Here is a 23,123-nt window from a genome sequence, read left to right on the forward strand (position 1 = left end):
TCTTATTTTTTATATATTACAAATTAATGAATTTTTTATAAAAAATGGAGTATTTGTATAAAAAGGGAGCCTACGTTCGGGATTTCTGGCTGATAGTGCTGGGAAGCTCCTCAAATAGCATGAAAGTCAATCGGACTAGTTTTCATATAGAGCTAAAAGTGATAGAATAGAAGGCAAGAAAGTGGAGAAAACTAGATGCCGAAAGAAGAACCTTTAACAGGGGGCCAGGTTATTGCCCTTACCAAAAAATACTTGTCGGGAGAGGATGTTGCATTTGTAGAAAAAGCTCTCCTTTATGCGGTCGACTGCCATAGTGGGCAATTCCGTAAATCAGGTGAACCCTATATCATCCACCCTATTCAAGTTGCCGGCATTTTGGCAAAATTGAAGTTGGATGCTGTGACCGTTGCCTGTGGTTTTTTGCACGACGTTGTCGAGGATACAGACGCGACCCTAGATGATCTAGAACGCGAATTTGGACACGATGTCCGAGTGATTGTTGATGGAGTGACCAAGCTCGGGAAGGTCAAATACAAGTCCCATGAAGAGCAGCTGGCAGAGAACCACCGCAAGATGCTCATGGCCATGTCTCAAGACATCCGTGTCATCTTGGTCAAGCTAGCAGACCGTTTGCACAACATGCGGACTTTGAAGCATTTGCGCAAGGACAAGCAAGAGCGGATTTCTCAAGAAACCATGGAAATCTATGCACCGCTAGCTCACCGTCTTGGGATTTCCAGCGTCAAATGGGAATTGGAAGATTTATCCTTCCGTTATCTGAACGAAGTCGAGTTCTACAAAATTTCCCATATGATGAAGGAGAAGCGTCGTGAGCGGGAAGCCTTGGTAGAAGAAGTTGTCCAAAAGATCGAGTCCTATGCAGCAGAACGCCACCTCTATGGGAAAATCTATGGTCGCCCTAAGCATATCTACTCCATCTACCGCAAGATGCAGGATAAGAAGAAGCGCTTTGATGAAATCTATGATTTGATTGCCATCCGTTGCATTCTGGAATCTCCAAGTGACGTTTATGCCATGCTGGGTTACATTCACGAATTGTGGAAGCCGATGCCAGGTCGTTTCAAGGACTATATCGCCAATCGGAAGGCTAATGGTTACCAGTCTATTCATACCACTGTCTACGGTCCAAAAGGTCCCATCGAGTTCCAGATCCGTACCAAGGAAATGCACGAAGTTGCTGAGTACGGGGTTGCGGCACACTGGGCCTATAAGAAAGGGATCAAGGGCCAAGTCAATAGCAAAGAATCGGCTATTGGGATGAACTGGATCAAGGAGATGATGGAACTCCAAGACCAGGCGGATGATGCCAAAGAATTTGTCGATACTGTCAAAGAAAACTATCTGGCAGAAGAGATTTATGTCTTTACTCCAGATGGAGCGGTTCGTTCTCTTCCAAAGGATTCTGGACCGATTGACTTTGCCTATGAGATTCATACCAAGATCGGGGAAAAAGCGACTGGTGCCAAGGTTAATGGCCGTATGGTTCCTTTGACTACAAAGCTGAAAACGGGTGACCAGGTTGAAATCATCACCAATCCAAATTCATTTGGACCAAGTCGTGACTGGCTCAATATCGTCAAGACCAGCAAGGCCCGCAATAAGATCCGCCAATTCTTTAAGAACCAAGACAAGGAACTCTCGATCAACCGTGGACGAGAGTTGCTCATGGCCCAATTCCATGAGCATGATATGATTGCCAACAAGTTCATGGATAAGAAGCACATGGACAAGGTCTTGCAAAAGACCAGCTACAAGACCGAAGATGCCCTGTTTGCGGCCATCGGTTTTGGAGAAGTCGGAGCCATCTCTGTCTTTAATCGTTTGACGGAGGAAGAGCGTCGAGAAGAGGAAAAGGCCAAGGCGCGTGCAGAAGCTGAAGAGCTGGTCAAAGGTGGCGAAGTCAAGGTTGAAAACAAAAAAGACACCCTCAAGGTCCGCCATGAAGGTGGCGTGGTCATCCAAGGGGCTTCTGGTCTCTTGATCCGGATTGCTAAGTGTTGCAATCCCGTCCCAGGAGATACAATTGTCGGCTACATTACCAAAGGACGTGGGGTTGCCATCCACCGTCAAGACTGTATGAACCTGCGGGCTCAAGACAACTACGAGCAACGTTTGATCGACGTCGAGTGGGAAGACAATAACACGACCAAGGATTACATCGCCCATATTGATATTTACGGCCTCAACCGTGCAGGCCTCCTCAACGATGTCCTTCAAGTCCTCTCCAACACGGCTAAGATGATCTCAACCGTCAATGCCCAACCAACCAAAGATATGAAATTTGCCAATATCCACATTTCCTTCGGGATTCCAAACCTGTCTATGTTGACAACGGTTGTGGATAAGATTAAGAGTGTGCCGGAGGTGTACTCTGTTAAGCGTACCAACGGCTAATCGGCTGCTCAGTTATCTTTTATTGCTTCGTTAGCTCGCCTCGCCGTACTACAGTACTGTCTTCATCTCGCTGCCTTGCTCTAAAAGCAACTGAACAGCCTTTGCTTTTCAGATAGTGTGCCTACATCTCACTGCCTTGTCTGATGTCGATTTTCTTTGAAGGTAGCAGTGAATGCTCAATAGATTGTTAAAATAGGATAATAAGATGAAATTAGTAATTCAACGGGTCAAAAGGGCCTCGGTTTCTATTGATGGTCAAGTCTATAGTCAGATTCAGGATGGGCTTTTGCTCTTGGTGGGAGTGGGACCTGAGGATGACCAAAAGGACCTGGAATACGCGGTGCGGAAGGTCACGCAAATGCGGATTTTCTCGGATGAAGAAGGGAAGATGAACTTATCTGTCAAGGATATTCAAGGGGAAATCCTATCTGTTTCGCAGTTTACCCTCTTTGCCCAGACAAAAAAAGGCAATCGTCCAGCCTTTATTGGGGCAGCCAATCCAGAGATGGCTAGCCAGCTCTACAATGATTTCAATGATTTGTTAGAAAAGGAAGTCCCTGTCAAACGAGGGATCTTCGCTGCAGATATGGTAATCGAACTCATTAATGATGGCCCAGTGACTATCATCCTCGATACGAAAAATCCATAGAAAGTAAAAAACATGCCCTTTAATCAAGGGCATGTTTTTCTATGTAAAGTTGTTGGGCAATCAGATGATTGATCTGGATGTCCTGGTCTTTGATTTGGAGTTGATAGAGGCCGGTGTAATCATCATAGCCTTTGAAGAGAATGACATCTCCAATGGTCAGCTGGATTTGGTCTAAAAAATTCAGCAATTCAAAGCTATCTTGAACTCTTCGCAAACGATAGCTTCCTGGTTCGCTGACATCGCTCAAACGGTCCTGATAAGCCTCAATGAGAAGTTTTCCTTTGGGTGGAATAGTTCCTCCGTGGGGGCAGGTCCTAGGAGTGTCTAACATCTGATCAAGTTTATCGATAAAGCGGTCGGAGACAGTATGCTCGAGCACCTCAGCCTCTTCATGGACTTCTTCAGTTGTATAGCCCAGTTTTTTGAGCAAGAACACTTCAATCAAGCGGTGCTTGCGAAAGAGATCGGAAACTGTTTGAAGGCCGAGCTCGGTAAGCAGATAGCCGTGGGTCTTATCCTTGATGAGGAGATTCTCCGAGATCATTCGCTTGACCATCTCAGTCACGGCTGGAGGCGAAACCTGCATCCGGGCCGCAATCTCTTTGTTACTAATTTTTTCATGTTGCGTGCCGATTTCATAGATGCACTTGAGGTAATCTTCTTTATTTGGTGTCATAGGGTCCTCTTTTCTTCGCTCCTTCTAGTATATCAAAAAAAGCGCAAAATGGCTTGGCCAGTGGATAGGAATTGTCTGGGAGGGCGAAAGATGATAGTATAGAAGCATAAACCGAAAACAATATGGAAAGGAGGGGGCAGATGAAGCGACGGGAATTAGAAAAACTGGGCTGGACGACCAGAGGTCTCAGCTACTTAGAAAAACGACTGCAGTCTTGCGAAGATGAAGCAAGAAGGCAAGACTGTTACCGCTCTGTCTTTGTCTTTGCCAGCCCTCTTTTCCAAGAGATGTGGCAGAGAGAACTGCAAGGATTGACGGCAGGTCGTGCCCAGGCCCTCTTAAAAGGGGTTATGCATCTCTGTCTCATGCCACGGGATTTATCGGGAACCTGTGAGGAGACCGCCTTCTTACTGAAGCGGTTCTGGCCAGATTGTCCCCCTCATTCACCTTTTTGGTCTTCTTTTTCAAGAGTGGTCCAAGTAGCTTTTGCTCTGGATTCATTAGCCAGCAAAGCAGGAGATCAGCTCTTAAAACGCCAGATCCACCAGTTCCGCTATCTGCTCTCTGCCTACCAGACCCAGTGGATTCGGGAGCATTATGCCAAAACTGGACAGACTGATGAAGAGGCGCTACAAGCTTACTTACAGGAGACAAAAGGAATTAAGATTGATGCCTATGAGGCGGCTCGTCTTCACAATAAGGTCTATGTGGATCAAAACGGCCAGCTCGCCTTCCCATCGCGTGCTCAGGCCCAGTTGAATTTTAAGGTCTTGCTCAACTTTCATACTGAGTATATCCTGGATCAGGGTGGCCAGTTTCTCAACGAAGTGGACCCGAATCAGATTTCTGAAAATGGCATTGTCAATGGAGCCAGTTTCAACTATGGTTTAGCCAGAGGCCGGACTCATAAGGACTTGGATATCGATCCCGTCAAATCGTGGGATCCACCTTTTCGTAAGAAGGTCCTCTATCAGCAAGGTGTTCGCTATCTAGCTCCGAAGAATGATCGTGGAGAGCAGGGCTATTGGAGCCGGAAGGGAACCTTTGCACAAGGAGGCAAGAGCTACAAGCAACAGGTAGCAAAGCGTGTGCGGAGTTTCCTCAGAGGCATCCCACGCTTACGCTGGCGAGTCCTCCTTCAGAATGGACTCCATCGGTTTTTATAGTAGTCCTCTTTCGGATTGAAGAAAAAGGACTCTTAGAAATTCTCTTAAGGAAAGTCTCTGAACGAATTTTGTAGATATAAAAAAGAAGTCGTAGACCTCTTTTTTATTTAATCAAGTGCTTTGACGGCTTCGATTGCCGCGTCGTAATTGGGTTCGCTGTTGATGTTGTCTAGGTATTCGACGTAAGTGACCTTGTTGTCCGCATCTAGGACCAAGACAGCGCGTGCGAGCAAATGCCATTCATTGATCAAGAGGCCATAGGCTTTTCCGAAGGAATGGTCGAAGTAGTCTGAGAGCATGATGGCATTTTCGATCCCTTCAGCAGCACACCATTTACCTTGAGCGAAAGGAAGGTCGACGGAAACCGTCAAGACCACAGTGTCCTCCATGTCAGAGAGGGCCTGGTTGAAGTGACGTGTTTGGGTGGAACAGATACCTGTGTCAATAGATGGGATCACGCTGAGGACTTTTTTCTTCCCAGCAAAATCAGCCAAAGATTTTTTCTCTAAGTTTGGTGTAGTCAGTGAAAAGTCATGAGCAGTATCGCCAACTTGAAGTTGAGATCCGGTAAAGGTAACAGGGTTTCCTAAAAATGTTGTCATAGCAAAGACTCCTTTTTTCTTTTCATTGTACATTAATGAAGGGGGAAGAGCCACTGATTTGTTTGAGAATCTAATCAGTTTGGAATCTTATTTGTTCAAACCTTCTGCGATTTTCTCCAAATTCCATTTCATCATGCTGTAGTAGCTGTCGCCTTCTTCGCCTTCTTTGGCGATCGAGTCAGTAAAGATCTTTGCAAAGATAGGGATATTGCTATCCTTAGACACAGTTTTCATAGGACGCTCATCAACACTGGATTCGACAAAGAGGGACGGTACTTTGGTTTGACGCAATTTCTCTAGCAGCGTTTTGATTTGTTCAGGTGTCCCTTCTTCTTCAGTGTTGATTTCCCAGATATAGGCAGATGGGACGCCGTAGGCTTTGGAGAAGTACTTGAAGCAACCCTCACTGGTTACGATCATCTTCTTCTCTGCTGGGATGTTATTGAATGCTTGCTTGGCTTCTTGATCCAGCTTGCTCAGTTTTTCAGTATAGGCTGCTAGATTTTTTTCGTAGAAGTCCTTATTTTTTGGATCTTTGGCGATCAATTGTTTAGCAATGTTTTTAGCATAGATGATCCCGTTTTCGAGATTGAGCCAAGCGTGAGGGTCTTCTTTTCCAGCTTGGTTTTGGCCTTCTAGGTAGATGACCTCTACGCCATCGCTGGCAGCGAAATAGTCCTTGTTTTCTACTTTATTAGCATTTTTGACCAACTTGGTAAACCAAGCATTGCCACCCGTTTCGAGGTTGATGCCGTTGTAGAAGATGAGGTCTGCTTGTGAAGTTTTTTTGACATCTTCTGGGAGTGGTTCGTATTCATGGGGATCTTGGCCGACAGGGACAATACTGTGTAGCTCGATTTTATCTCCAGCGATATTTTTTGTCATATCTGCGAGGATGGAGTTGGTGGTGACCACTTTCAATTTATCGGATGAGGACTTGGAAGAAGAGTCTTTGCTACAAGCCAGTAAACCAAATAAGAGAGCCACAAAGAGGGCTAAGACGGAAGTTAGTTTTTTCATTTTTTTCTCCTTTATGAGATTAATCTTAGTACGAAGGGGAATGTCTGTTCTTTCTCTGCTTGGGAGCGATAAAGAAGCTAATGAGAAAGAAGACGGCAGAAGTGATGACAATACAAGATCCGACAGCGATGTTGAAGCTATAACCAATAAAAAGTCCTAGGATGGATGCAAGAGCACCTAATCCGGATGAAAGGAGCATCATGGACCAGAGGCTATTGGCATAGAGATAGGCCGTCGCAGCAGGTGTGATGAGCATGGCGACGATGAGAATGGTCCCGACACTCTGCATAGCAGTGACAGAAACCAAGGTCAAGAGCACCATGAGAAGGTAGTGATAGACCTTGACCCGAACGCCCATGGATTGAGCGAGGACAGGGTCGAAGGAAGTAAGTAGCAAGGGTCGAAAGAGCAGGCAAATCGCCAGTAAGACAGCCACACCAATACCAATGGTCATCCACATATCCTGGTCTTGCACGGCCAAGATATTCCCAAAGAGGATGTGGAAGAGGTCAGTGGAACTTTTAGCGACTCCAATCAAGATGACCCCTAAGGCGAGGAAAGAAGAAAAGGTAATCCCAATCGCAGTGTCGCTCTTGATGATGGAGTTGCTCTTGATATAGGTGATCAGGATGGAAGCTAAGAGGCCAAAGATGATGGCGCCAATAAAAAAGTTGATACCTAAGATAAAGGACAAAGCCACCCCTGGAAGGACTGCGTGCGAAATAGCGTCCCCCATGAGAGACAAGCCTCGCAGAATGATGAAACATCCGACCGCACCGGCGACGATCCCGATGGCAATAGCTGTAATGAGAGCGTTTTGGAGGAAATGAAATTGTTGTAATCCATCGATAAATTCTGCAATCATCTGATTTCACCTCCTATAAAGAGTTCATGCCCGTAGGCTGCATGCAGATTCTCTTTGGTAAAGGTTTCCTCTGTTTTCCCAAAAGCAATCAGTTTGCGATGAAGGAGGAGGACTTGGTCAAAGTAAGCTGGAACCTTGCTGAGATCGTGATGGACGATCAGGATGGTCTTGCCTTCCTTTTTCAGGGTTTGGAGTGTCTGCATGATGATGTCCTCGCTAACAGAGTCAATTCCAGCGAAGGGCTCATCCAAAAAGATGACATCTGCTTCTTGGACCAAGCAGCGGGCGATTAGGACCCGTTGGAATTGCCCTCCCGAGAGTTGGCCAATCTGGCGATCCGCGAGATCAAGGAGATTGACAAGTTTTAAGGCATCTTCCACCTTTTGGAGATCCTCTTTGCTTTTTCGCTTGAAGATAGAAAGATGGGGGTAGAGGCCCAGTGAGACACACTCTCGCACCGTGATGGGGAAGTGGAAATCAATAGCTGTCTTTTGTTCGACGTAGGCCACTCGTTGAAGAACTTGGTCGAGATCTTTTTGATCGAGTAGGACTTTTCCCGAATGAGGGAGAAGTCCTAGCATAGCCTTGATCAAGGTTGATTTTCCAGCTCCGTTGGGTCCAAGAATTCCTAGGATGGTTGGACCCTGGATGGTGAGAGAAAGATTCTCCAAGGCCAGTGTTTGCTGGTAAGCAACACTTAGATGTTCAATTTGAATCATGATTTTTCTCCTTTACCATTAATATACATAAATTAAAAAATTAAGTCAAGTTAATTTTTTTAAATAATTTAGATTAACTCACTTGTAATCATTGAAAAATAGACCTATTTTTGATAAGGTTATTACAAAAGATTGAAAGTGAGAAGATCATGGTACGTTTACAAGATGATTTTTATGATTACGTCAACGGGAAATGGGCTGAGACAGCTGTGATTCCAGATGACAAACCGTCAACCGGTGGTTTTATGGACTTGATCCAAGAGATCGAAAACTTGATGTTGGATATTACCGGAAAATGGCAACGAGGAGAAGAGCTGCCAGAAGACAGTATTCTCCAAAACTTTGTCAAATACCACAAGATGGTGGCAGATTTTGATGCGCGAGAAGCAGCTGGTGTGGCTCCAGCTATGCCCTTGATCAATGAAATCAAGGCCTTGTCTTCTTTTGAAGACTATACCAGTAAGTTGGGGACCTATGAGCTAGCTGGCAAACCAAATCTCATGCCATTTAGCGTGTCACCAGACTTTATGAATGCCCAAATGAATGTCTTGTGGGGAGAAGCACTCGGTTTGATCTTGCCTGATACGACCTACTATGAAGAAGGCAATGAAAAAGGCCCAGAGTTATTGGCTGTTTGGCGTCAAATGGTTGAAAAGCTCTTGGCAAAATTTGATTTCTCAGAGGAAGAAATCAAAGATATCCTGGATAAGGTGATTGCGGCCGATGCAGAATTGGCCAAATATGTCTTGTCAAACGAAGAAAAATCCGAGTACAACAAACTCTACCATCCTTATGAGTGGGCAGATTTCAAGGCCTTGGTTCCAGAATTGCCACTCGATACCTTCTTTACAGAAGTGATCGGGCAAACGCCAGATACTATCATTGTTCCAGAAGAGCGCTTCTGGAAGGAATTTGCGCCAAAATTCTACTCAGCAGCCAACTGGGAAACCCTTCATGCCAAGTTGAAACTCAGTGCAGCTCTTTCTTGGACGTCTTTCTTGACTGAAGAAATCCGTGTCTTATCTGGTGAGTATAGCCGTACGATTACAGGGACACCAGAAGCACGTCCGAAAGAAAAAGCAGCTCTGGCTTTGGCAGAAGGACCTTATAGCCAAGCACTTGGCCTTTGGTATGCAGGAGAAAAATTCTCACCAGAAGCGAAAGCAGACGTAGAGCATAAAGTAGCGACCATGATTGAGGTCTATAAGGATCGCTTAGAAAAAGCAGACTGGCTCGCTCCTGAGACTCGCGAAAAAGCCATTGTCAAACTCAATGTCATCACACCACATATCGGTTACCCTGAAAAGTTACCTGAAACATACGCCAAAAAGATCATCGACGAAAGCAAGACCTTGGTGGAAAATGCTCAAAAATTGGCTCAAATTTCCATCGAGCATGTCTGGAGTAAGTGGAACCAACCAGTCGATCGAAGCGAGTGGCATATGCCAGCTAATATGGTCAATGCCTACTATGATCCGCAACAAAACCAAATCGTCTTCCCGGCAGCAATTCTGCAAGCACCATTCTATGACCTTCACCAATCGTCATCAGCCAACTACGGCGGAATCGGTGCAGTCATTGCCCATGAAATCTCCCACGCCTTTGACACCAATGGTGCTTCCTTTGACGAGCACGGTAGCTTGAAAGACTGGTGGAAGCCAGAAGATTATGAAGCCTTTACTGCTCGCACGCAAAAAGTTATCGATCAGTTCGAAGGTCAAGACTCATACGGTGCCAAGATTAACGGGAAATTGACCGTTTCTGAAAACGTGGCAGACCTCGGAGGGATCGCTGCAGCCCTTGAAGCGGCTAAGAAAGAGGAAGATTTCTCAGCAGAAGAGTTCTTCACCAACTTTGCCCGCATCTGGCGCATGAAAGCTCGGACAGAGTACATGCAACTTCTCGCAAGTGTCGATGTCCACGCACCAGGAAAACTCCGTACCAATGTTCAGTTACCAAACTTTGATGAATTCTTTGAAACCTTTGATGTCAGAGAAGGTGACGGCATGTGGCGTGCACCAGAAGACCGCGTGATCATTTGGTAGTCTAAGATACTAAGCCCGTAAAAAAAGCGAGAAGAAAATAGGAGATTGACTATGTGGGCCATGTCCACCAGTCAATCTCTCTTTTTCTCGACGCTTTTAGGGCGAGTTCAATTTTGTGATAGTGATTTATCATTTTTTCAAAGGAAGTAGTCTCGACTTCAATTAAGCAATGATTTTCTCGATGCTCGTGAAAGAATAAGAAATCCCCAAAGCCAAGTTTCAATCTACTGAAACTAGCTTTGGGGATTTTTGAGTGGATTAGAAATAACAGTGAATGTCATGATCTAAAAAAACTTGCTGGTAGTCATATAAATCTTCTGGATGCAGGGCTTTTATTCCTTCCATTTCATAGCGACGTCCTAAAAGCTTGTATTTGTTTTCTCCAAACTGGTGAAATGGGAGAAGTTGTACTTCATCGATATCGAGAGAATTAAAAAGAGAAGCAAATTCTTCAGCATCATTTAAAGAGTCGTTGAAATTAGGGATGACTGGGATACGTAAAACGATTGTTTTGTTTTGAGCAAAGGCATAATGAATATTTTTAATAATCAGATGATTGTTGACTCCGACAACCTTCTTATGTTTAAGTGTATTGTAATGTTTAAGGTCTGTATAAATAAAATCAACATACTGAATGAGATCGACAAATTTCTCATGTTCAACAAAAGCTGTCGTTTCGATTGCAGTATGAAGTCCAACTTCTTTCGCAGCTTTTAAGATTGCTTTGGCAAATTCAAATTGAGCGAAGATTTCTCCACCAGACAGGGTAAGGCCACCACCAGATTCTTCGTAGAAGTCAACGTCTTTTAAGACATCATCTATGATTTCTGTAACTGTTTTTTCTTCTCCTGTGATGGTTTCCTTTTTAGTAACAGCATCCAACATTTTTTCAGGATTTGCACGCTGGGATTCAGGATTGGAGCACCATGGACAACGCAGGGGACATCCTTTTAGAAATACAGTAGTTCGGATTCCAGGGCCATCATGGATACTAAAGTGTTGGATATTAAAGATTATGCCACGATTTTGTTCCATATTTTTGCTCTCCTATCAATCTAGTAAGTCCATTATACATTATTTAAGAAACTAATTCAATTACGAACGAAAGTTTATTTTGTTTTGAATTCACTCGAAAATTTGCTAAAATAGAGAAGAGGTAAAAACAATGCAACGTTTAGATGAAATATTGAAATTAGTATCGGAATTTGAAAAGATTGATGTTAATAGCTTGTCTGAGAAATTACAAGTCTCTAAAGTGACCATTCGAAAGGATTTGGACAAGCTAGAATCCAAAGGATTATTGCATAGAGAACACGGCTATGCTGTTTTAAATAGTGGAGATGATATCAATGTTCGATTGTCCTTTCAATATGATACCAAGAAAAGAATAGCCAGGGAAGCTGCTAAATTAATTAAGGATAACGACACGGTTTTGATTGAATCGGGCTCTACATGTGCCTTGCTAGCAGAAGAAATTTGCCAAACAAAAAAGAATGTCAAGATTGTGACAAATTCTTACTTTATTGCAGATTATATTCAGGAATATGATTCTTGTAAAATCATCCTACTTGGTGGTGAATTTCAAAAAGAATCGAGAGTGACTGTAGGTCCGCTTTTGAAAGAATTAATCCGCTCGTTTAGAGTTCCCTTTGCTTTTGTAGGGGTAGACGGATATGATGACGAACTTGGCTTTACTGGGAAAGATATGATGAGAAGTGAAGTTGTTCAAGCTATGTCTGATGTTTCTAAAGAAGTGATTGTCTTAACAGATTCAAGTAAATTTGGGAAATGTGGAACTGTCAGACGATTTGCACTTTCACAAGTTTCGAGAGTCATAACAGATAAGAATATATCTCAAGAAGCGAAAGAAAAACTTGAGGATTCGCAAACGATTTTAACCTTAGTATAAGAAGGAGAAGCCAATTGAAAGATGAACGGAAAAAGTTACTTGCTAAATTAGCCTATCTATACTATGTTGAAGACAAAAGTCAATCGCAAATCGCAGCAGAAACTGGAATCTACCGTACAACTGTCAGCAGAATGCTAGCAGAAGCTAAGAAAGAGGGCGTAGTAAAAATTGAAATCGAAAACTTTGATACTCGCCTCTTCCATTTAGAAAATTATATCAAACAAAAATATGGCTTAAAAGCTATTGAGATTATACCGAATCTAGTTGATGAGCCTCGAGAAAGCCTTGAAAAGCGACTGGCGCAAGCAAGTGCGGTCATGCTTCGTAATTTGATTGAAGATGGAATGACAGTCGGATTTTCATGGGGCAAGTCTCTCAGATTAATGGTAGAACAAGTTGGAACGAAGCGCTTGGATGGTGTTCAGTTTTATCCCCTAGCTGGAGGTCCCAGTCATATTCATGCTCGCTACCATGTCAATACGCTGATCTACAGTATGGCGAGTAAATTTCATGGGGAATGTCATTTTATAAACGCGAGTGTCATTCAAGAAAATTCTGAGGTGACGGAAGGCATCTTATCTTCTAAGTATTTTGAGGATTTGAAAGCTAGTTGGCGTTGTTTGGATGTTGCGGCTGTAGGGATTGGTGGCTATGCAGATAGCAAGAATCCTCAGTGGTTTGATATGCTGACATCAAATGATTTTAAGAAATTGGAGTCAGAACATGCTGTAGGAGAAGTATGCTGTCGTTTCTTTGATCAAGAAGGTATCCCAGTTTATCCTGAATTACAGGAAAGAACAATATCAATCACATTAGAGGAATTGAGAAAGGTACCAAACACCATCTCTTTGGCCTACGGTGATCAGAAAGCAAAAGCAATTTTATCGGTTTTGAAAGCCAACTATATCAATCATTTAGTCACAGATGAAGCAACGATCTTAAAAGTCTTAGAATTAGATGGTGATCAGCAATTTACTAAAAAATAGGACAGCAGGAATGCGGTCCTTATTTTTTTGAGTCAAAAAGCACAAATGTGCAAAAATCAAAAACAACAATCAAATGTTGCGATTTTTATTGACCGGCAAAAATATAAATGGTATATTGACAATAGAAAAAGCGCTTTCAGTAGATTGACAAAGGAGTGTAGTGCACATGGAAATAATTGTTGCAGACCAAATTATTATGGGATTGATTTTAAATGCGGGTGATGCTAAACAGCATATTTACCAAGCTTTATCATATGCTAAGGAGGGCGATTTTACATCTTCTGAAGGCGAAATTGCAAAAGCAGATGCAGCATTGCTAGAAGCGCATAACCTGCAAACACAATTTTTAGCCCAGGAAGCAGGTGGGACAAAGACAGATATTACAGCTCTGTTTGTGCACTCACAAGATCACTTAATGACTTCAATCACAGAGATTAACTTGATTAAAGAAATGATTGACTTACGTAAAGAACTTTCAGCGAAACAATAAGGAGGAAAAGAAGATGAAAATTGGATTGTTTTGTGCAGCAGGATTTTCAACAGGAATGTTGGTAAATAATATGAAGGTGGCGGCTAAGGAATTAGGGATTGATGCTGAAATCGATGCCTATTCTCAAGCGAAATTAGCAGATTTTGCCCCAGAAATCGATGTCGCATTGTTGGGCCCTCAAGTAGCTTATACTTTGGATAAATCAAAAGCGATTTGTGAGGCAAACCATATTCCTATTGCTGTCATCCCTATGGCAGATTATGGGATGTTGGATGGTAAGAAAGTACTAAATCTAGCTCTAGAATTGCTAGGAGAAAAATAAGGAGGCTTCCCATGTCTAATTTTAATTCTCAGAAAATTATCGCTCCAATCATGCGTTTTGTAAACATGAAAGGAATTATTGCTCTTAAAGATGGGATGTTAGCGATCCTTCCATTAACGGTAGTTGGTAGTTTGTTTCTGATTATTGGGCAATTACCATTTGAAGGTCTTAACCAGGCTATTGCTAGTGTATTTGGCGATACATGGACAGAGCCATTTATGCAGGTTTATTCAGGAACATTCGCCATCATGGGATTAATTTCTTGCTTCTCCATTGGTTATTCATATGCTAAAAACAGTGGAGTAGAGCCTTTGCCAGCAGGAGTTTTGTCCCTATCTTCATTCTTTATCTTGTTAAAATCTTCTTATGTACCAGCTAAGGGAGAACCGATTGGTGATGCCATTGCAAAAGTATGGTTTGGTGGTCAAGGGATTATTGGTGCCATTATTATTGGTCTGGTAGTTGGTGCGATTTATACTGTGTTTATCCAAAGACATATTGTTATTAAAATGCCAGAACAAGTACCTCAAGCCATTGCCAAACAATTTGAAGCGATGATTCCTGCTTTCGTGATTTTCTTACTATCAATGATTGTCTATATCGTATCAAAAGTAGTGACAAGTGGCGGTACCTTCATTGAAATGATTTATGATGTCATTCAGGTTCCTCTACAAGGTCTAACAGGATCACTTTACGGAGCGATTGGAATTGCCTTCTTTATTTCGTTCTTGTGGTGGTTTGGTGTGCATGGACAATCAGTTGTCAATGGTGTAGTAACAGCCTTGCTACTTTCTAACCTGGATGCCAATAAATCAATGTTGGCAGCTGGGAAGCTATCCGTTGAAAATGGTGCCCACATTGTAACCCAACAATTCCTAGATAGTTTCCTTATTTTGTCTGGATCAGGTATAACCTTTGGTTTGGTTATTGCTATGTTATTTGCTGCTAAGTCAAAACAATATAAGGCACTTGGGAAAGTTGCAGCTTTTCCTGCAATCTTCAATGTTAATGAACCCGTCGTATTTGGCTTCCCAATTGTAATGAACCCAGTGATGTTCCTTCCATTTATTATCGTTCCAATTTTAGCAGCGATAATTGTTTATACTTCAATTGCTATTGGGTTCATGCATCCATTCTCAGGTGTGACACTTCCTTGGAGTACACCAGCCATTATTTCTGGATTTATGGTTGGAGGTTGGCAAGGTGCTTTCGTTCAAGTGCTAGTTCTTGCAACCTCGACAGTTGTATACTTCCCATTCTTTAAATTCCAAGATAATCTTGCTTATAACAATGAATTACAAGCTGAAAAATAGTGCGTTTATTAGGAATGCACAGATGTGCGACTAGAATAGAATTTATAGGTATAATCCATAATTCATTGAAATTCGTAAAATTTAATGCTACTATAGTTACGAAAGAAAACAAAATAATTTCAAAAGAAAGGTTTTGAAAAAATGAAACAAGTAGAAGTAGCAAGTACAAGCATTAAAACAGAATATTTTGGAAGCCTCACTGAACGCATGAATAAGTATCGTGAAGATGTCTTAAACAAGAAGCCTTACATCGATGCTGAACGTGCTGTTCTTGCAACTAAGGCATATGATCGTTATAAGGAACAACCAAATGTTCTTAAACGTGCCTATATGTTGAAAGAGATTCTTGAAAATATGACAATCTATATTGAGGATGAATCCATGATTGCTGGAAACCAAGCATCCTCTAATAAAGATGCTCCGATCTTCCCAGAATATACTTTAGAGTTCGTTCTGAAGGAATTGGATCTTTTTGAAAAGCGGGATGGTGACGTCTTTTATATTACGGAAGAAACGAAAGAGCAGCTCCGTAGTATCGCACCGTTCTGGGAAAATAATAACTTACGTGCAAGAGCTGGAGCTCTTCTACCTGAAGAAGTATCTGTCTATATGGAAACAGGATTCTTCGGTATGGAAGGGAAGATGAATTCAGGAGATGCCCACTTAGCAGTCAATTATCAAAAATTATTGCAATATGGCTTGAAAGGTTTTGAAGAAAGAGCTCGCCAAGCTAAAGCAGCCCTAGATCTAACGGATCCAGCTAGCATTGATAAGTACCATTTTTACGATTCAATCTTTATCGTAGTTGATGCTGTTAAGACCTATGCTCAACGATTTGTGGAACTTGCTAAACAACTTGCTGAAACAGCAACTCCTGAACGTAAGAAGGAATTGCTTGAAATTGCAGAGATTTGCTCGAAAGTTCCATACGAGCCTGCAAGTACATTTGCAGAGGCTGTTCAGTCTGTTTGGTTTATCCAATGTATTCTTCAGATTGAATCAAATGGACACTCACTTTCATATGGCCGTTTTGACCAATATATGTATCCATACGTTAAAGCTGATTTGGAAAGTGGACGGGAAACTGAAGAGAGTATTGTTGAACGCTTGACCAACCTTTGGATTAAGACTATTACAATTAACAAAGTACGTAGTCAAGCACATACCTTCTCATCTGCAGGTAGTCCGCTTTATCAAAACGTTACGATTGGTGGTCAAACGCGTGATAAGAAAGATGCCGTCAACCCATTGTCTTATTTGGTGTTGAAGTCTGTTGCTCAAACTCACCTTCCTCAACCAAACTTAACTGTTCGTTACCACGCTGGTTTGGATGCCCGCTTCATGAACGAATGTATTGAAGTTATGAAGCTCGGATTCGGTATGCCTGCTTTCAATAATGATGAGATCATTATTCCATCCTTTATTTCAAAAGGTGTTCTTGAAGAAGATGCTTATGATTACAGTGCAATTGGTTGTGTAGAAACAGCTGTTCCAGGTAAATGGGGATATCGCTGTACAGGTATGAGTTATATGAACTTCCCTAAAGTTTTGCTCATCACGATGAACGACGGAATCGATCCTGCTTCTGGTAAGCGCTTTGCACCAAGCTTCGGTCATTTTAAAGACATGAAGAGCTTCGATGAATTGCAGACTGCTTGGGACAAGACTTTGCGCCACTTAACCCGCATGAGTGTGATCGTAGAAAACTCGATCGACCTATCTCTTGAAAGAGAAGTGCCAGATATCCTCTGTTCAGCTTTGACAGATGACTGTATTGGACGTGGAAAACACCTAAAAGAAGGTGGAGCTGTCTACGATTATATTTCTGGTCTACAAGTGGGTATTGCAAACTTATCCGATTCACTTGCAGCAATCAAGAAACTGGTATTCGAAGAAGGACGCTTAACACCACAAGAGCTATGGCATGCTCTGGAAACCGATTACGAGGGCGAACGTGGAAAAGAAATCCAAGAGATGCTTATCCATGATGCACCGAAGTATGGAAACGATGATGACTATGCGGACAGCTTAGTTCGAGAAGCATACGATATTTATGTGGATGAAATTGCTAAATATCCAAATACTCGCTATGGACGTGGGCCAATCGGTGGTATCCGTTACTCAGGTACATCTTCTATTTCAGCTAATGTAGGACAAGGTCGTGGAACATTAGCTACTCCGGACGGTCGTAATGCTGGAACTCCACTAGCAGAAGGATGCTCTCCATCCCACAATATGGACCAACATGGCCCAACATCTGTTCTAAAATCTGTTTCTAAATTGCCAACAGATGAAATTGTTGGTGGTGTTTTACTGAACCAAAAAGTAAACCCACAAACTTTAGCCAAAGAAGAAGATAAATTAAAACTTATTGCTTTACTCCGTACGTTCTTTAATCGTCTACATGGATACCATATTCAATACAATGTGGTTTCTAGAGAAACGTTGTTAGATGCTCAAAAACATCCGGAAAAACACCGTGACTTAATTGTACGTGTTGCAGGCTACTCAGCTTTCTTCAATGTACTATCAAGAGCTACACAAGATGATATTATTGGACGGACAGAGCATACTCTATAGTAAAGAGGTATGTATATGGAATTTATGCTTGATACTTTAAATTTAGATGAGATAAAAAAATGGGCACGAGTGTTACCCCTTGCTGGGGTAACTTCGAACCCAACAATTGCTAAAAAAGAAGGGGACATTGATTTTTTTGATCGTATCCATAAGGTGCGAGAAATCATTGGGGGCTCTCCTTCCATCCATGTTCAAGTTGTCGCAAAAGATTATGAAGGGATTTTGAAAGATGCGGCTAAAATTCGCGAACAATGCGATGAAAACACCTATATTAAAGTCCCAGTAACACCTGAAGGACTTGCTGCAATTAAAGTGTTAAAAGCAGAGGGTTACAAAATTACTGCAACAGCAATCTATACTGTTTTTCAAGGGCTGTTGGCGATTGAGGCAGGAGCCGACTATTTAGCACCTTATTACAATCGTATGGAAAACTTAAACATTGATTCAGCTCAGGTTATTTCTCAGTTAGCGAGTGCCATAGAGCGTGATCATTCATCAAGCAAAATTCTAGCAGCTTCCTTTAAAAATGTGGCTCAAGTTAATCGAGCATTTAAAGAAGGAACACAAGCAATTACGGCAGGGGCAGATGTCTTTGAAGCAGCTTTTGGAATGCCTTCTATTGCAAAAGCAGTAGATGACTTCGAGGCAGATTGGTCAGCCGTTCATCATAAGAATACAATTTGATAAAGGAGGAGTGTATGAGAAATTTTGCAAGTCCATCTCGTTACATTCAAGGGGAAAATGCTTTATTTGAAAATGCAAAACCAATTTTAGAACTGGGGAGTCATCCCGTTTTACTCTGTGATTCAGTGGTCTATGATATCGTAGGGGAACGTTTTGAAAAGTATCTCCTTCGGTATGGCTTTACAGTCTTGCCAGTATTCTTCAATGGTGAAGCTTCTGACAATGAAATCAATCGTGTGGTCAGTCTGGCAGAAGAGAACGGCTGTGACTTAGTCATCGGACTTGGTGGAGGAAAGACCATCGACAGTGCAAAAGCCATTGCCGATCTTCTAAAATCACCAGTTGTCATTGCTCCGACCATTGCCTCTACAGATGCTCCGGTTTCGGCCTTGTCAGTTATCTACACGGATGAAGGTGCCTTTGCTCGCTATATCTTCTATTCTAAAAACCCAGAATTAGTCTTGGTGGATAGCAAAGTCATCTCTCAAGCACCAAAACGTTTGCTCGCTTCTGGTATCGCAGATGGCTTAGCGACTTGGGTTGAAGCGCGTGCGGTGATGCAAGCTAACGGAAAAACCATGCTAGGAAAACACCAAACTTTAGCGGGTGTCGCGATTGCGCAACGTTGTGAAGAAATCTTATTTGCAGACGGACTTCAAGCCATGGCTGCTTGTGAAGCCAAAGTTGTAACGCCTGCTCTTGAAAACATCATTGAAGCCAATACCCTTCTCAGTGGGATTGGATTTGAAAGTGGTGGCTTGGCAGCAGCTCACGCCATCCATAATGGCTTTACTGCCCTCACTGGAGACATTCACCATTTGACTCACGGTGAAAAAGTTGCTTATGGAACCTTGGTTCAATTGTTCTTGGAAAATCGTCCTAAAGAAGAATTGAATAAATACATTCGTTTCTATCAACAAATAGGTATGCCAACCACTCTGAAAGAAATGCATCTTGAAAATGCAAGCTACGAAGATCTTCTCAAGGTTGGCCAACAAGCCACCATCGAAGGAGAAACCATCCATCAAATGCCATTCAAGGTACAAGCCTCTGATATTGCCCAAGCCATTGTAGCAGTAGATGCTTATGTCAAGTCCTTAGGCTAATCAAAGAAATACAGAAACCATCGTCTGTTGGCGATGGTTTTTTTGATGGTTGGTCGTTTCGTTTGATTTGGAGGTGTATCCTTCTGAATGAATAGCTTTTCCCTTCCACATAGCTGAAAAATGCAACCATATAGAAGGATCAAAGGCAAATGCTCCGATTTTTGATAGACTCAGGAGGTAGCGTTACAAATACAAATTGGAGGAAATGAAATGATAGAATGTAGTCAAAAAGAATTGGAACAAATTGTAGGAGGTGGGGGTTCTCGCCCAAATGTGATTTCAGGTCAGTCAGATAAGATTGAGATTGGACGTCCTGGCTTTGTGAAGCGACCACCGCTCGCTCGTATTTAAGATATGATAGCAATCTTGATCATGGTGTTTTGAAATCTAGATAGGAAGAATAGGAGAAAAAATGAAAATCTATGCAGAAACAGAATTGACAACAAATGAACTTGAACAAACCGTTGGAGGGGTGATTACTCCGACCAGAAGTCCTGAACTAACATATGGTGGCGGTGGCTGGGGAACCTCTGGAATTTACCCGGGCTGGGGGAATCAAGGAATGTCTCCGACGAGTAGCGGTTTTGGCTGGTTAATGCAAATTGCGCCAGCGTTTAGTAGAAAAAGAAAGTAAGATTGAAAGGTGAATGCAATGAGAAAGACAGACAGACCGTTTCAACTCGCGACACTAGGGATTCTCTGCATCAATTTTGCGCTTTTTAACGTGGGGCTCCCAACGGATTTAGTGGGCCACCTATCGGATGACTCTTATTATGGCTTGCTCCTCTTGTTGATTGGATTGATTGGGGGGTTAGCCGTTACACTCTTGGTAAAGAGTCGTCGTTGGGACTTGTACGGGAAATTTACTTTTAAAGCTTCTTATTTTGCGGTTTTTGTGCTTGTTTTTCTTGCTCACTTTTTATGGGATATGTTTTCTGCAGAGGTATTTCCACCGACTAAGAATTCCGTAGCCCTTGCAGAAGTATCTAGTGGTTTGTCAGGCTGGGCCTTGGTATTGATACGTTATGTCTATGCCTGCTTGCTGGCTCCTATTGTGGAAGAACTAGTCTTTCGTGATTTGGTCATGACGGCGTTGGCATCTTATCAGAAGTATAAGCTGGATATGCTGGTGTCTGCTTCCTTGTTCAGCCTCTCGCATGTCTGGCAGCATGGTTGGGATTTGCCAAGCTTTATCGTTTACTTGGTACCGGGCCTGCTATTTTGTGCGGTCCTGCGCTATACCAAATCGATCTACTGGGCCATCCTTCAGCATGCCTCTTGGAATAGCTTCCTTACCCTCTTATCCCTCCTGGTCAGTGGGATTTAAGCAAAGGGAGCTAGTGTCAGGGGCTTTTATTCATCATCAAAAAAGCAGTTCAATACTGCTTTTTTGTATGGAATCAAAACCACTATTTTTCTTAACTTTTGAAATATTATACAGTTAAACGTTTACATTTTTCCACAAAGTGCTATAATTTAATATGAAGAATAACATTTTATACAGAGGTGATCCATATGAAAAAAGGGAAGCTACTCTTAGCCACCGGCGCTCTACTTTTGTCTGTAAGCGCACTGGTAGCCTGCTCACAAGGAGGGAAATCTTCAAGTTCGGGTGAAAAAGTTTTTAGCTATGTTTACACTACTGATCCAGATACATTAGATTATTCTCTGTCCAATAAGCAATCAACTTCAGAATTTACAGGAAATGCTGAAGATGGCTTATTAGAAGTGGATCAGTATGGGAACTTAATTTCATCTCTTGCTAAGGATTGGTCTGTCTCAAAGGATGGTTTGACATACACTTATAAGCTCCGTAAAGGGGTTAAATGGGTAACCGCTGAGGGGGAAGAATTCGGAGAAGTTAAGGCTCAAGACTTTGTGACGGGGCTTCAACATGCTGCGGATAAAAAGTCTCAAGCTCTTTACTTGGTCCAGAAGTCAGTGAAAGGATTGGATGATTATGTATCTGGAAAATCCAAAGATTTCTCTACTGTTGGAGTCAAGGCTATTGATGATTATACCATTGAGTATACGTTGAATCAGCCTGAAAGTTTCTGGAATTCTAAAACCACCATGGGCATTTTGATGCCAGTTAATAAAGAATTCTTAGATTCTAAAGGGGATGACTACGGTCAAGGCACTAACCCTTCTAGTATTCTTTATTGTGGCCCATACTTGATTAAATCCATCACATCTAAATCTGTTGTGACCCTTGAAAAAAATCCCTCTTATTGGGATGCTGATAATGTAAAAATTTCTAAGGTCAAGCTAACCTATTATGATGGACAAGATTCAGAATCTTTGATTCGTGGCTTTGATAACGGAGACTTTACGGTTGCCCGTGTCTTTCCGAATGGTTCCAACTATAAGAGTGTAGAGAAGAAACACAAAGATGACATCGTCTTTAGTGACCAAGGATCTTCTACTTATAACTTGTCCTTCAATATTGACCGTCAAGCTTATGAGATTACGACGAAGACGACAGATGCTCAAAAGAGCTCAACCAAGAAAGCAATCTTGAATAAGGACTTCCGTCAAGCAGTCTTGTTTGCATTTAATCGTCAGGCATATGTAGCTCAAGCTAATGGTGAGGCATCTGCCGATAAGGTTATTCGAAATACTTTTGTTCCACCTAGCTTTGTTCAAATTGATGGAAAAGAATTTGGTAACTCGGTAGAAAAATATCTAGGAGAACATGGGGAAGAATGGCAAGGAGTATCTGTTACAGATGGAAAAGATACTCTTTATAATCCAAATAAGGCAAAAGAAGAATTTGCTAAGGCTAAAACAGTACTTCAAAGTCAAGGAGTTGAATTCCCAATTCATTTGGATCTTCCAGTAGCATCAACTTATACTGTAGGCGTTAAACAGGCCCAATCTTTTAAACAATCGATTGAATCAACCCTAGGGTCAGAAAATGTTGTTATCGACCTAAAAATGGTTTCTGAGGATGATCTTCAACGAGTGACCTACTTTGCTGAAAATGCTTCTCAACAAGACTGGGATTTGAACAATAACTTGGGTTGGGGACCAGACTATACCGATCCATCTTCTTACCTAGATATCACAAACTCTAAGACGGGTGAAAATGCCAATGCCTACTTTGGATTTGATGCGGGTACCAATAATGCCGCAGCCAAAGAAGCTGGTTTTGATGAATATGATCAATTGATCGAAGATGCGCACAATGAAACCAAAGATGTCAATGCCCGCTATGAAAAATATGCTAAGGCTCAGGCTTGGTTGACAGATAGTGCCCTCTTGATCCCGATTCATTCAGATGGTGCCTCTCCAGGTGTGCGTAAGACAGTTCCATACTCAGCTGCCTTTGCTTGGACAGGACACAAGGGTCAATCCTTCAACTACAAGTACTTGGAATTGCAAGACAAAGTCTTGACAGCCAAAGAGTACGATGAAGCGCGTGAACAATGGAAGAAAGAAAAAGAAGAATCCAATAAGAAAGCTCAAAAAGAACTAGAAAGTCACGTAGAAGACTAGGAATTTAAGAGCAATTGTCTATTGAACAGGGAAGAGAATGGGACAGAAATCGGTAATTCGTTAGAATTCGATTTCGTC

22 protein-coding genes are annotated in these 23,123 nt (G+C 42.1%); 16 read left to right on the top strand and 6 right to left on the bottom strand.

The genetic code is table 11. The features are described 5' to 3' along the window. Positions 1-195 precede the first annotated feature (195 nt). Both ADF75_RS00390 and dtd read left to right on the top strand, forming a co-directional pair. Positions 196-2,415, top strand: coding sequence for a RelA/SpoT family protein (locus tag ADF75_RS00390; RefSeq protein WP_048788736.1), 2,220 nt, complete (start codon positions 196-198; stop codon positions 2,413-2,415). Between the two features lie 205 nt (positions 2,416-2,620). After that, a complete protein-coding gene (gene dtd / locus ADF75_RS00395; RefSeq protein WP_048788737.1) occupies positions 2,621-3,064 on the top strand; it encodes a D-aminoacyl-tRNA deacylase in 444 nt (147 codons plus the stop codon). Positions 3,065-3,083: 19 nt separating this feature from the next. Here the strand turns inward: dtd and ADF75_RS00400 are convergent, their stop codons facing one another. After that, complete coding sequence (locus ADF75_RS00400; RefSeq protein ID WP_048788738.1) at positions 3,084-3,740, bottom strand: metal-dependent transcriptional regulator; 657 nt, start codon at positions 3,738-3,740, stop codon at positions 3,084-3,086. Positions 3,741-3,880: 140 nt separating this feature from the next. On the opposite strand from ADF75_RS00400, the gene ADF75_RS00405 reads away from it, so the two are divergent. Next, positions 3,881-4,906 (top strand): DUF3114 domain-containing protein, encoded by a 1,026-nt coding sequence (locus ADF75_RS00405; RefSeq protein ID WP_048788739.1) that lies wholly within the window; start codon positions 3,881-3,883, stop codon positions 4,904-4,906. 107 nt (positions 4,907-5,013) lie between these two features. Here ADF75_RS00405 and tpx read toward each other — a convergent pair whose 3' ends face one another. The 4 genes from tpx to ADF75_RS00425 form a co-directional block, all read right to left on the bottom strand. Then, complete coding sequence (tpx, locus tag ADF75_RS00410) at positions 5,014-5,508, bottom strand: thiol peroxidase (protein ID WP_040802778.1); 495 nt, start codon at positions 5,506-5,508, stop codon at positions 5,014-5,016. Positions 5,509-5,595: 87 nt separating this feature from the next. Beyond that, on the bottom strand, positions 5,596-6,528 hold the full coding sequence (locus ADF75_RS00415) for a metal ABC transporter substrate-binding protein (RefSeq protein ID WP_048788740.1): 933 nt from the start codon (positions 6,526-6,528) through the stop codon (positions 5,596-5,598). Between the two features lie 25 nt (positions 6,529-6,553). After that, entirely contained in the window at positions 6,554-7,393 is an 840-nt protein-coding gene (locus tag ADF75_RS00420; protein WP_009732123.1) for a metal ABC transporter permease, read from the bottom strand. Beyond that, the gene (locus ADF75_RS00425; RefSeq protein ID WP_048788741.1) at positions 7,390-8,112 is read right to left on the bottom strand and encodes a metal ABC transporter ATP-binding protein; all 723 of its coding nucleotides are present in this window, start codon (positions 8,110-8,112) and stop codon (positions 7,390-7,392) included. The genes ADF75_RS00420 and ADF75_RS00425 overlap by 4 nt, the downstream gene beginning before the upstream one ends. Positions 8,113-8,261: 149 nt before the next feature. Between ADF75_RS00425 and ADF75_RS00430 the strand changes: the two genes are divergently transcribed. Beyond that, the gene (locus ADF75_RS00430) at positions 8,262-10,157 is read left to right on the top strand and encodes a M13 family metallopeptidase (RefSeq protein WP_048788742.1); all 1,896 of its coding nucleotides are present in this window, start codon (positions 8,262-8,264) and stop codon (positions 10,155-10,157) included. A gap of 258 nt (positions 10,158-10,415) precedes the next feature. Here ADF75_RS00430 and ADF75_RS00435 read toward each other — a convergent pair whose 3' ends face one another. Then, positions 10,416-11,192 (bottom strand): glycyl-radical enzyme activating protein, encoded by a 777-nt coding sequence (locus tag ADF75_RS00435; protein WP_006595065.1) that lies wholly within the window; start codon positions 11,190-11,192, stop codon positions 10,416-10,418. Positions 11,193-11,322: 130 nt separating this feature from the next. Between ADF75_RS00435 and ADF75_RS00440 the strand changes: the two genes are divergently transcribed. From ADF75_RS00440 to ADF75_RS00490, 12 genes are all read left to right on the top strand, one after another. Next, complete coding sequence (locus ADF75_RS00440) at positions 11,323-12,066, top strand: DeoR/GlpR family DNA-binding transcription regulator (protein ID WP_048717589.1); 744 nt, start codon at positions 11,323-11,325, stop codon at positions 12,064-12,066. 14 nt (positions 12,067-12,080) lie between these two features. Further along, positions 12,081-13,052: a sugar-binding transcriptional regulator gene (locus tag ADF75_RS00445; protein WP_048717591.1), complete on the top strand. Its 972-nt coding sequence runs from the start codon at positions 12,081-12,083 to the stop codon at positions 13,050-13,052. A 166-nt stretch (positions 13,053-13,218) separates the two neighbouring features. Further along, entirely contained in the window at positions 13,219-13,542 is a 324-nt protein-coding gene (locus tag ADF75_RS00450; protein ID WP_048691622.1) for a PTS lactose/cellobiose transporter subunit IIA, read from the top strand. A gap of 13 nt (positions 13,543-13,555) precedes the next feature. Further along, complete coding sequence (locus ADF75_RS00455) at positions 13,556-13,864, top strand: PTS sugar transporter subunit IIB (protein WP_013904534.1); 309 nt, start codon at positions 13,556-13,558, stop codon at positions 13,862-13,864. Between the two features lie 11 nt (positions 13,865-13,875). After that, positions 13,876-15,177: a PTS sugar transporter subunit IIC gene (locus ADF75_RS00460; RefSeq protein ID WP_048691625.1), complete on the top strand. Its 1,302-nt coding sequence runs from the start codon at positions 13,876-13,878 to the stop codon at positions 15,175-15,177. 141 nt (positions 15,178-15,318) lie between these two features. Further along, entirely contained in the window at positions 15,319-17,757 is a 2,439-nt protein-coding gene (locus ADF75_RS00465; RefSeq protein WP_023027619.1) for a glycyl radical protein, read from the top strand. Positions 17,758-17,772: 15 nt separating this feature from the next. Continuing rightward, positions 17,773-18,441, top strand: a complete 669-nt coding sequence (locus tag ADF75_RS00470; RefSeq protein WP_048717592.1) for a fructose-6-phosphate aldolase — start codon at positions 17,773-17,775, stop codon at positions 18,439-18,441. 14 nt (positions 18,442-18,455) lie between these two features. Continuing rightward, entirely contained in the window at positions 18,456-19,547 is a 1,092-nt protein-coding gene (locus ADF75_RS00475) for a glycerol dehydrogenase (RefSeq protein WP_048788743.1), read from the top strand. A 210-nt stretch (positions 19,548-19,757) separates the two neighbouring features. Beyond that, entirely contained in the window at positions 19,758-19,898 is a 141-nt protein-coding gene (locus tag ADF75_RS10355; protein ID WP_125389288.1) for a bacteriocin, read from the top strand. Between the two features lie 61 nt (positions 19,899-19,959). Continuing rightward, on the top strand, positions 19,960-20,181 hold the full coding sequence (locus ADF75_RS00480) for a hypothetical protein (RefSeq protein WP_048691632.1): 222 nt from the start codon (positions 19,960-19,962) through the stop codon (positions 20,179-20,181). 18 nt (positions 20,182-20,199) lie between these two features. Beyond that, complete coding sequence (locus ADF75_RS00485) at positions 20,200-20,874, top strand: CPBP family intramembrane glutamic endopeptidase (protein WP_048788744.1); 675 nt, start codon at positions 20,200-20,202, stop codon at positions 20,872-20,874. A gap of 188 nt (positions 20,875-21,062) precedes the next feature. Continuing rightward, positions 21,063-23,045: a peptide ABC transporter substrate-binding protein gene (locus ADF75_RS00490; protein ID WP_048788745.1), complete on the top strand. Its 1,983-nt coding sequence runs from the start codon at positions 21,063-21,065 to the stop codon at positions 23,043-23,045. The last annotated feature ends 78 nt before the right edge of the window (positions 23,046-23,123 follow it).

Origin of the sequence: Streptococcus sp. 1171_SSPC, assembly GCF_001069335.1 — a bacterium.
Classification (GTDB): Bacteria; Bacillota; Bacilli; order Lactobacillales; family Streptococcaceae; genus Streptococcus; species Streptococcus xiaochunlingii.